The following is an 8,181-nucleotide window of genomic DNA, read 5'->3' as shown; positions in this document are numbered from 1 at the left end:
GCGCTATTGACGCACTCCGTTATATGACGTGCGCGTAATCAGGTCCTTCGGCGACAAGAACGCTGAGCGGATCTGGGACGAGCAGTTCGTGAAGGCGATCGACCGTCGTGTTCAGCGCGCCGCGCTTCGCAAGTTTGAGGCGCTCCACGCCGCGGCGGAGGTGGAGGACCTGCGGATTCCACCAGGGAACCGGCTCGAACTGCTCAAGGGTGATCGCGCGGGTCAGCACAGCATCAGCGTGAACCACCAATGGAGAATCTGTTTTCGATGGAAGGACGGAGGTGCGGATGATGTCGAACTCGCCGACTACCACTGAGGGCAGCCTGATCCAGCCGATCCATCCGGGCGAGGTCCTGATGGAGGACTTCTTCGAAGGCTTCGGGATCACCCAGAACAAGCTTGCGGTCGCCATCGGTGTCCCACCGCGGCGCATCAACGAGATTGTGCACGGCAAGCGGGGCATTACGGCAGACACTGCGGTGCGCCTCAGTGCCTACTTCGGCACGACGGCTGAGTTCTGGATGAACCTGCAGTCTCACTACGAGTTGCGGCTTGAGCGCCGCGCCTTGCGCGACCAGGTTGCGGCGATCACCCCTCTGCACGTCGCCTGAGCCACTCGCGTTCGTATGTTGTTCGAATGCGGAACGCGGTGACGCTCCGTTTGGGCATCTCGTCGGGCTCCCGCGCTACGGTGGCTGCATGGCTGTGACCTTGCCGCCCTGCCCAGAATGCGCGTCCGACCTCGCCTATGAGAGGGGTGCGCTACTCGTGTGCCCCATGTGTGGCCACGAGTGGTCGGCGGAGGACGTCGCTGTCGATGATGGGCTCCGCGTCATCAAGGACGCCGTCGGGAACATTCTGGCCGACGGCGACTCGGTCACCGTCGTCAAGGACCTCAAGGTGAAGGGCTCGTCGCATCCGATCAAACCGGGCACCAAGGTGCGAGGCATTCGCCTGGTCGACGGCGTCGGAGACCACGATATCGATTGTCGAATCGAGGGGTTCGGGCCCATGCAACTCAAGTCCAGCGTGGTGAAGAAGGCCTGATCGCCCGCGCTACGGCGGCGGCCACTCCAACTGACGCTTGCTCTCGTAGCGCCGTTCGGTCCCGTCGAGAGGGTCGGTGAATGCCAGCGAACGCGCCACCAAGCGCAGCGGCTCGTCGTAGTCGTCCGTCGCGTCCGGCGCGACCACCGGATAGAGGGGGTCTCCTACGAGGCCCAAGACGGCATCGGCCATCTGCAGTCGCAACTGATGCGTCTTGCCGGTGACGGGCGTCAGCCGGTAGCGAGCGAACTCGCCGCGCACTTCGACGACCTCCACGAGCGTCTCGGCATTCGGCTCACCGTCGAAGAGCTCGGCCTGGAGACTCCCGCGGCGCTTCTCGATCCGGCCCACGAGCCTCAGGGGAAAGGACAGTGACGAGTCCCACCGCCCGATCGCCTCGTAGGTCTTCGCCACCGTCCGCGACTGGAACACCCCCGCGTAGGCGCCGCGCACCTCGCGGCGCGTGGTGAACACCAGCACGCCCGCGGTGAGACGGTCCAGCCGGTGGGCGGGCGCGAGCTCGGGCAGGCCCAACTCGACGCGCAGCCGAACGAGCGCCGTCTCCCGCACGTGCGCGCCGCGCGGCGTGGTCGCGAGGAAGTGGGGCTTGTCGACCACCACGAGGTCCTCGGTCTGATCGATCACCACAATCTCAAACGGGACGGGCGTCTCGGGTGCGAGGGGCCGGTGAAACCAGATGATGCGATGCGGACGAAATGGCGTGTCCCCCGCAAGAGGCGACCCCGCCTCGTCAAAGAACTCGCCGGCGTCTAAGCGCCGCGAGACATCGGCCGCCGCGGGGAGGCGGCCCAGCAGGAACTCGCCCATCGTGGCCCAGGTGCCCGGCGCATCGGCCGGACCCGGGGTTCTTACCCACGAGGCGTCCAGGCCGCCACGCTGAGGCAGGGGAGAGCGCGGCATCAGGAGACGCGACGCGCAGGAAGACAGGGCACGAGTGTCATCGTACGTGTCCACTTCTCCGCGCTAGCCTGAGGCCACGAATCACGCAAAGGGGCAGGCATCATGGCGAATGCCGAGGCAGGCTGGTACGACGACGGATCGGGCAAAAAGCGGTGGTGGGACGGCCAGTCCTGGACCGAGAACTTCCGCGAGCCGCAGGCCACGGGGGAGGGCATGACCGGGATGATCAACCGCATCCAGGCGACGATGGTGTTCGAGAGGCTGACCTCGGCATAGGCCGGCGGTCACGTCAGGGGTGTCGACCACACCTCGACGATCCGGGCGTCGCCACCGAGCCTGGCGACCACCTGGGTGCGCTCCGTCGCCTCGCCGTCGGGGGCGTCCGGGTCGGGAAGGCGTGCGGTGAGGTGCCAGCGCACCGTGAGTCCCTGTGTGACGAAGCACGTCGCCTCGATGGTGCGGCGCGCGCGATCGATCGACCGCACCCGTTGCCCCATGGCGACGAGCTCTCGCCGCCCGAGGACCTCGTCGCCGGCGTGGTAGATCACCGCGGGGTCGAAGAGCTCCGCGACGTTGTGGCGCACGTCGCCCTCGTCGTCGACGTACTGGCGGCGGATGAAGTCCGCGACGCGCGCGGCGGGGTCCATCCCCTGACGGTATCGCTGTCAGGGCGCGCGCGCCGAGGTTCGTGCGCGCTGCGGACACAGCAAGGCCCGGCGCGCCTCCCACGAGGCGACGCCGGGCCAGGAAGTCGGACGAGCGGCGCGAGGTTAGGCGTGCACCTCGCCACGCCAGCCGCCCTCTGCGGCGCCGCGCTCCTCGATGAACTCCTTGAACTGTTCAAGATCGGTGCGGACCAACCCGTCGTCGACGCTGAGCGCGGAGCCGATCTTCTCGGTCGCTCCGAGAGGCTCCCAGTCGAGGGCCAGTGACACCCGGGTGACCTCGCGGCCCACCGGCTCGAAGGTGACGCGTCCGCCCTGCTTGAGGCCCGCGGTGGCCTGCCAGGCGAGGTGGCTGTCGGGCACCTGCTCGATGATCTCGGCGTCGAATTCGCGCTCGACGCCGGCGATCTTCGTGACCCAGTGCGTGAGGCGGTCGCCGACCTGCGTGACCTGCTCGACTCCCTGCATGAAGTGCGGGAACGATTCGAGCTGCGTCCACTGGTTGTACGCCGTGCTGATGGGGACATTCACGTCCACGGTGCTGGTGGCGGTGGTCATGGGCTGACTCCTTCCACTTCTGCGGAGCGACGATTTGCCGCCCACGTGGATCGTCAACGGTGCGGGGCTCGCAGAACATTCCAAGGTGGCCAGCGTCGGCGCTATCCGGAGGTCGTCACGTCCTGCGACCCGACGACGGCGAGCAGCGCCATCTTCTCCGCCGCATCGGTACCCGAACGCGGGCTGAACCACAGCAGCCGCTGGTAGCCGTCGTCGGTGTGCAGGCTGTGGCACAAGAGATCGATCTCGCCGATGCTCGGGTGGAGGAAGACTTTCGCGTCTGCACGGCGCAGCCGGACCTCGTGTGCATCCCAGAGGTCGCTGAACTCGGCCGATGCTTCACTGCAGTCCCGTACCAGTCGCGCCAGTCGCGGGTCGTCGGGGCCGCGGCGTCCCGCGGCGACGCGGAGGTCGGCGACGAGGGACTCCGACAGGCGCGTGTGCTGGTGCGTGGGGTGCATCCAGCGCCCGACGTCGGGCGTGACGAACCAGCGGTAGATCTGCGACGACTGCGGCCACGCCATCCCGGTCTTCTCGCCCATCAGCGCGACGGCGAGCGGATTGGCGATCAGGGCCTCACCCAGGTCGTTTACGACCGCGGCGGCGGTGTCGTCGAGTCGATCGAGCAGCGCCAGCATGGCGGGTGAGACATGGGCGTCGTCACCGCGCGCGGGCACAGGGCGGCTCGCGAGGCGGAACAGATGATCGCGCTCGTCCACCGAGAGCCTGAGCGCGCGGGCAAGCGCGGCGAGCATCTGCTCCGACGGCTGCGCCTTCGAGCCCTGCTCGAGCTCCGTGTAGTACTCCACCGAGGCTCCCGCGAGCATCGCGACCTCGTCGCGGCGCAGGCCCGGCACGCGCCGCCGCGGCCCGGGCACGAGGCCGACGGCCGCGGGGGTCAAGCGGTCGCGCCGCGTACGCAGGAAGGCGCCCAGTCCGTCGAGGTCCATGCCCTCCAGTATGCGTGCCGCGCCCGCGCCGACCCTGGGGGTGTCATCCCCAGGGTGAGCGCCGCCTGGTTCGGCTGGCACCGCGCCGCGAGGCTGAAGACACACCGAACACAGGAGGTCACCCATGAACCCCATCACCCTGATCACCGGAGCCAACCGCGGCATCGGCCGTGCGACCGCACTCGAACTGGCCCGGCGAGGCCACGACGTTATCGTCACCTATCGCTCTCACTCCGAGGAGGCCGATGCCGTGGTCGCCGAGGTCGCCGCGCTTGGCCGCCGAGCGGCCGCACTCGCGCTGGATGTGGCCGATGCGGCGGCCATCGCGCCGTTTGCGGCTCACCTTCGCGAGGTGCTCGCCTCGCGGTGGGACGGCGCGCCGCTGACGGCCATCGTCAACAACGCTGGGCAGGGCGCCGACACCACTCTCGCGACCACGGAAGTGGCGACGCTGGATGCGCTGTACGCGACGCACGTGCGCGGCGTGTACCTGGTGACGCAGGCGCTCGTCACGCCGGTCGATGGCGAGCCGCTGCTCGCCGATGGGGGAGCGGTGGTGCTGCTGGGCACGGGACTTACCCGCTTTGTCCACGTGGGTCGCGATGCGTACGCCGCGATGAAGGGAGCCGTCGACGTGCTGGCGCGCTATTGGGCGCAGGAGCTCGGCGCTCGCGGGATCCGCGTGAACCAGGTGGCACCCGGGCCGGTCGAGACGGCGTTCTCGGGATGGGAGGGCAACGAGCAGGTGCGCAAGGTTTTTGCGGACGGGACGGCCCTGGGTCGTGCGGCGGTAGCCGACGACATCGCGGGAGTGATTGCCAGCGTGGTGGAGCCGAGCGCGGGCTGGGTGACGGCCCAGAGGATCGAGGCCTCGGGCGGATATCGCCTCTGAGTGCTCTCGCTTCGCGGTGCGGCCGCCGTTGCATGATCCGGGGTGACGAGCCCCGGCGGCCACACTCGCGTGCGTAGGACCTAGGTCCTCGAGGGAGTGTACGCGTCCCGGCCTTGAGTCGCGACATCTTGCGGTGGTGTCGTGATGGTGTCATAGTGGCGTCATGGAACTGATGCACTACACCGAGGAACTCCAGCGTCAGCTGGTGGCGGCCGCCGCGGCCGGCACCGACGAGACGCGGGAGACTGCCGAGCGCCTCGCCGCCGCCCTCGAGGCCGCGACCCGACTGGTGCTCGTCGAGGCGCTGTCCGAGGCCGCTGGCGAGATCACCCGCGACCTCACCCCCGGATCCGTAGACCTGCGCGTGCGCGGGCGGGACGTGGACTTCGTGGTGACCCGTCCGGAGGGTGAGCCGGCCGCTGAGCCGGCCGCGGCATCGGCCGTCCTCGAATCGCCGGCTGACGACGACGCCACGTCGCGCACCACGCTGCGCCTTCCCGACGCGCTGAAGGTGCGCGCCGAGGCCGCCGCGGCGGCCGAAGGAGTCTCGCTCAATACGTGGCTGGTGCGCGCCGTCGCCGGCGCGGTAAGCCCCGGGCCGCAGTCGCGCCGGGGTCGCGCCGCCGCCTCCTACCAGGGGTGGGTGCGATGAGCGCCGCGCAGATCACGGCCGTGCGTGTGGACATCCCCGCCGGTCGCATCGAGGTCGTGGGCATCGCCGGGCGCGATGAAGTCTCGGTGGTCGTGAATCCCTCGAACCGGCTGCGTGCAGGCGATCGTGAGGCTGCCGAGAACGCGTCCGTCGAGCGGGCGGGCGACACGGTCGTCGTGACGGTGCCCGTGCGGTCCACCATGTTCGGGCGGCCGGACTCCGTCGACGTGATCGTCGAGGGCCCGGAGGGACTCGGCGTCGACGCGTCGACGAAGTACGGCGAGGTGAGGCTGACGGGTGTGCTGGGCGCGGCGCGCGTGGCGGCCTCGTATGGTGCCGTCAAGGTGGAGCGCGCGGACTCGCTCGAGGTCAGCGGCGGGCACGGCGCGGTCGAGGTGCGTGAGGTAGTGGGTGGTGCCAGCGTGACACTATCGAACGGATCGGTGAGGGCCGGGCGCGTGGGTGGGTCGCTCGCGGCGCGCAGCACCAACGGCTCGATCAAGGTCGAGGATGTGGCCGGCAGCGCGCGGCTCGAGACCACGAACGGCTCGATTCAGGTGGAGCGCGCGTCCGGCGGGGTGGAGGCCCGCTCGACCAACGGGTCGATCAAGGTGGGCTCACTGAGTGCCGGCGTATCGCGGTTCGAGGCGACGCACGGCTCGGTCAAGGTGGGGGTGCCGCGGGGGACGGCCGTGTGGCTCGACGCCACCTCCTCGCACGGGGAGGTGCGCACCGAGCTCGATGCCGACCACGGACCGGCCGAGGGCGAGAGTTCCGTGGAGCTGCACGCGCGCACCGGCTTTGGCTCGATCCGGGTATATCGGGCGGCGTAGGGGCGCGTATCGCGCCCGTCGCTAGTCCTCGTCGGCCTGGCGGGCGCGATACGCCTGCACGGCAGCGCGGTTGGTGCACGTAGTGGTGCAGTACTTGCGCGAGCGGTTGCGGGACATGTCGAAGACCACGCCGTCGCAGTCGTCCATCTCGCAGCGCGAGAAGCGGCTCATCTCGTCCGCGCGGATCACGTCGATCATGCCCATCGCGGTCTCGACGAGGATGCGCTCGTCGAAGGGCCGGTCGTCCGTCGTCGCGTGGATGTGCCAGTCGACGCCATCGTGGCGCACCAACTGGGGCAGCGCATGCCGCGACGCGAGGATTTCGTTCACCAGCGGCACCGCGCCGTCGCGGCTCGCCTTGAACAGCGTGCGCAGCTGCTCGCGGATCGCGCGCACCGGCTCGAGGTCCTTAGAGGTGGGTCGGGTGCCGCTGTAGTGGAAGTCGTCGAAGAACGCGTCGAGCTGGTCCATCTCGGTCAGCGTGTCGGGCTCGAGCTCGGAGTTCGCGAGGAACGCCGCCGCCTCGAGCGCCTCGATCGTGTCACGTGCAAAAACCATTTTGACACATTACCACTTGACCATTACTGTCATCAGTCATGGCGACTTTGACTCATGACACGGTTGCGCCCACGGTGGCGCCGCGACTCGGCTCCGGCCTTGCCTTCGCGATCGTGGCATCGGCCTCCTTTGGGATGTCTGGATCCCTGGGGCGAGGCCTCATGGACCTTGGCTGGACCGCGGGTGCGGCGACCCTGGTGCGTGTCGCCATCGCCGCCGCCGTGCTCCTCATTCCCGGCATCGTCGCGCTGCGTGGTCGCTGGGAACTGCTCGCCCGCTCGTGGGCCACGATCGTCGCCTACGGCGCGTTCGCGGTCGCCGGAGCTCAACTGTTCTACTTCATGGCGGTCCAGCACCTGCCCGTCTCTGTCGCGCTGCTCATCGAGTACCTCGCGCCCGTCGTGGTGGTGCTGTTCATGTGGCTGCGTCACGGCCACCGCCCCACGCGCCTCACGCTCGGTGGCGCGGGCATCGCCTTCGCGGGCCTCGTGCTGCTGCTCGACGTGCTGGGCGGCGGCGACATCGACCTCATCGGTATCGCATGGGCCCTGGGAGCCATGGTGGGCGCGTCCGTCTACTTCATCCTTTCGGGCGACGACTCGAACGGGCTGCCGCCGCTGACGCTGGCCGCCGGCGGCATGCTGAGCGCCGTCGTGATCCTGTCGATCGCCGCGGCCACAGGCGTCGTGCCGATCGCTTTCGCGACCGGGACCGTCCAGTTCGTGCCCTTCGCCGCGCCATGGTGGGCTGTGGTCGCGGTCCTGGGCGTCGTGACCGCGGGCGTGTCCTACGTCGCGGGCATCGCCGCGAACCGCCGCCTGGGCAGCCGCCTCGGGTCCTTCGTGGCCCTCGCCGAGGTGCTGTTTGCGGCGCTGTTCGCCTGGTTCCTGCTCGGTCAGGTGCCCGGGCCCATGCAGATCGGCGGAGCGCTGCTCGTCGTGGCTGGCGTGATCGTCGTCAAGCTGGGCGAGCGTCCCGCGGAAAGCCCGGTCGAGTCCGTGCTGGAACCGCCGGCCGTGACCGATCCTCCCGCTCCCGTCGCCGTCTGACGGCTCTCAGACCGGACGGGTCCTAGACCTGGCGGTTCGGGCCGGCGCCACCCCCT

The 8,181-nt window shown here is 69.3% G+C and carries 13 protein-coding genes; 8 read left to right on the top strand and 5 right to left on the bottom strand.

Annotation, left to right across the window (positions count from 1 at the left end):
- The first annotated feature begins 28 nt into the window (after positions 1-28).
- The 3 genes from B7K20_RS07500 to B7K20_RS07490 all read left to right on the top strand — a co-directional run bounded on the left by B7K20_RS07500 (position 29) and on the right by B7K20_RS07490 (position 1,047).
- Positions 29-316: a type II toxin-antitoxin system RelE/ParE family toxin gene (locus tag B7K20_RS07500; RefSeq protein ID WP_084101896.1), complete on the top strand. Its 288-nt coding sequence runs from the start codon at positions 29-31 to the stop codon at positions 314-316.
- Positions 291-611 (top strand): HigA family addiction module antitoxin, encoded by a 321-nt coding sequence (locus B7K20_RS07495; RefSeq protein ID WP_084101895.1) that lies wholly within the window; start codon positions 291-293, stop codon positions 609-611. Before B7K20_RS07500 ends, B7K20_RS07495 begins: the two co-directional genes overlap by 26 nt.
- 88 nt (positions 612-699) lie before the next feature.
- The gene (locus tag B7K20_RS07490; protein ID WP_084101894.1) at positions 700-1,047 is read left to right on the top strand and encodes a zinc ribbon domain-containing protein YjdM; all 348 of its coding nucleotides are present in this window, start codon (positions 700-702) and stop codon (positions 1,045-1,047) included.
- 9 nt (positions 1,048-1,056) lie between these two features.
- On the opposite strand, the gene B7K20_RS07485 is transcribed toward B7K20_RS07490, so the two are convergent.
- Positions 1,057-1,968, bottom strand: coding sequence for a pseudouridine synthase (locus tag B7K20_RS07485; RefSeq protein WP_084101915.1), 912 nt, complete (start codon positions 1,966-1,968; stop codon positions 1,057-1,059).
- Positions 1,969-2,070: 102 nt separating this feature from the next.
- On the opposite strand from B7K20_RS07485, the gene B7K20_RS07480 reads away from it, so the two are divergent.
- A complete protein-coding gene (locus B7K20_RS07480; RefSeq protein ID WP_084101893.1) occupies positions 2,071-2,244 on the top strand; it encodes a DUF2510 domain-containing protein in 174 nt (57 codons plus the stop codon).
- A gap of 8 nt (positions 2,245-2,252) precedes the next feature.
- Here the strand turns inward: B7K20_RS07480 and B7K20_RS07475 are convergent, their stop codons facing one another.
- The 3 genes from B7K20_RS07475 to B7K20_RS07465 all read right to left on the bottom strand — a co-directional run bounded on the left by B7K20_RS07475 (position 2,253) and on the right by B7K20_RS07465 (position 4,141).
- Positions 2,253-2,615: a hypothetical protein gene (locus B7K20_RS07475; RefSeq protein ID WP_084101892.1), complete on the bottom strand. Its 363-nt coding sequence runs from the start codon at positions 2,613-2,615 to the stop codon at positions 2,253-2,255.
- Between the two features lie 123 nt (positions 2,616-2,738).
- Positions 2,739-3,191 (bottom strand): SRPBCC family protein, encoded by a 453-nt coding sequence (locus B7K20_RS07470; protein WP_084101891.1) that lies wholly within the window; start codon positions 3,189-3,191, stop codon positions 2,739-2,741.
- 101 nt (positions 3,192-3,292) lie between these two features.
- Positions 3,293-4,141 carry a helix-turn-helix transcriptional regulator gene (locus B7K20_RS07465; protein WP_084101890.1) on the bottom strand — a complete coding sequence of 283 codons (849 nt, stop codon included), beginning with the start codon at positions 4,139-4,141 and terminating at the stop codon, positions 3,293-3,295.
- Between the two features lie 124 nt (positions 4,142-4,265).
- Here B7K20_RS07465 and B7K20_RS07460 point away from each other — a divergent pair, with 124 nt between their 5' ends.
- From B7K20_RS07460 to B7K20_RS07450, 3 genes are all read left to right on the top strand, one after another.
- Complete coding sequence (locus tag B7K20_RS07460; protein ID WP_084101889.1) at positions 4,266-5,033, top strand: SDR family NAD(P)-dependent oxidoreductase; 768 nt, start codon at positions 4,266-4,268, stop codon at positions 5,031-5,033.
- A 163-nt stretch (positions 5,034-5,196) separates the two neighbouring features.
- Positions 5,197-5,685, top strand: coding sequence for a toxin-antitoxin system HicB family antitoxin (locus B7K20_RS07455; RefSeq protein WP_084101888.1), 489 nt, complete (start codon positions 5,197-5,199; stop codon positions 5,683-5,685).
- A complete protein-coding gene (locus tag B7K20_RS07450) occupies positions 5,682-6,518 on the top strand; it encodes a DUF4097 family beta strand repeat-containing protein (RefSeq protein ID WP_084101887.1) in 837 nt (278 codons plus the stop codon). The genes B7K20_RS07455 and B7K20_RS07450 overlap by 4 nt, the downstream gene beginning before the upstream one ends.
- Positions 6,519-6,539: 21 nt before the next feature.
- Here B7K20_RS07450 and B7K20_RS07445 read toward each other — a convergent pair whose 3' ends face one another.
- The gene (locus B7K20_RS07445) at positions 6,540-7,076 is read right to left on the bottom strand and encodes an ABATE domain-containing protein (protein WP_084101886.1); all 537 of its coding nucleotides are present in this window, start codon (positions 7,074-7,076) and stop codon (positions 6,540-6,542) included.
- Positions 7,077-7,114: 38 nt separating this feature from the next.
- Between B7K20_RS07445 and B7K20_RS07440 the strand changes: the two genes are divergently transcribed.
- Complete coding sequence (locus B7K20_RS07440; RefSeq protein ID WP_084101885.1) at positions 7,115-8,125, top strand: DMT family transporter; 1,011 nt, start codon at positions 7,115-7,117, stop codon at positions 8,123-8,125.
- Positions 8,126-8,181: the final 56 nt, after the last annotated feature.

The organism is Demequina sp. NBRC 110051 (assembly GCF_002090055.1).
Classification (GTDB): Bacteria; Actinomycetota; Actinomycetes; order Actinomycetales; family Demequinaceae; genus Demequina.
The sequence above is the reverse complement of the archived record's forward strand: the minus strand, read 5'-3'. Positions and strand labels throughout refer to the sequence as shown.

Coding starts and splice junctions, on each gene's coding strand:
- B7K20_RS07495 (WP_084101895.1), top strand. CDS start 291: ATGTCGAACTCGCCGACTACCACTGAGGGCAGCCTGATCCAGCCGATC.
- B7K20_RS07490 (WP_084101894.1), top strand. CDS start 700: ATGGCTGTGACCTTGCCGCCCTGCCCAGAATGCGCGTCCGACCTCGCC.
- B7K20_RS07485 (WP_084101915.1), bottom strand. CDS start 1,968: ATGCCGCGCTCTCCCCTGCCTCAGCGTGGCGGCCTGGACGCCTCGTGG.
- B7K20_RS07480 (WP_084101893.1), top strand. CDS start 2,071: ATGGCGAATGCCGAGGCAGGCTGGTACGACGACGGATCGGGCAAAAAG.
- B7K20_RS07475 (WP_084101892.1), bottom strand. CDS start 2,615: ATGGACCCCGCCGCGCGCGTCGCGGACTTCATCCGCCGCCAGTACGTC.
- B7K20_RS07470 (WP_084101891.1), bottom strand. CDS start 3,191: ATGACCACCGCCACCAGCACCGTGGACGTGAATGTCCCCATCAGCACG.
- B7K20_RS07465 (WP_084101890.1), bottom strand. CDS start 4,141: ATGGACCTCGACGGACTGGGCGCCTTCCTGCGTACGCGGCGCGACCGC.
- B7K20_RS07460 (WP_084101889.1), top strand. CDS start 4,266: ATGAACCCCATCACCCTGATCACCGGAGCCAACCGCGGCATCGGCCGT.
- B7K20_RS07455 (WP_084101888.1), top strand. CDS start 5,197: ATGGAACTGATGCACTACACCGAGGAACTCCAGCGTCAGCTGGTGGCG.
- B7K20_RS07450 (WP_084101887.1), top strand. CDS start 5,682: ATGAGCGCCGCGCAGATCACGGCCGTGCGTGTGGACATCCCCGCCGGT.
- B7K20_RS07445 (WP_084101886.1), bottom strand. CDS start 7,076: ATGGTTTTTGCACGTGACACGATCGAGGCGCTCGAGGCGGCGGCGTTC.
- B7K20_RS07440 (WP_084101885.1), top strand. CDS start 7,115: ATGGCGACTTTGACTCATGACACGGTTGCGCCCACGGTGGCGCCGCGA.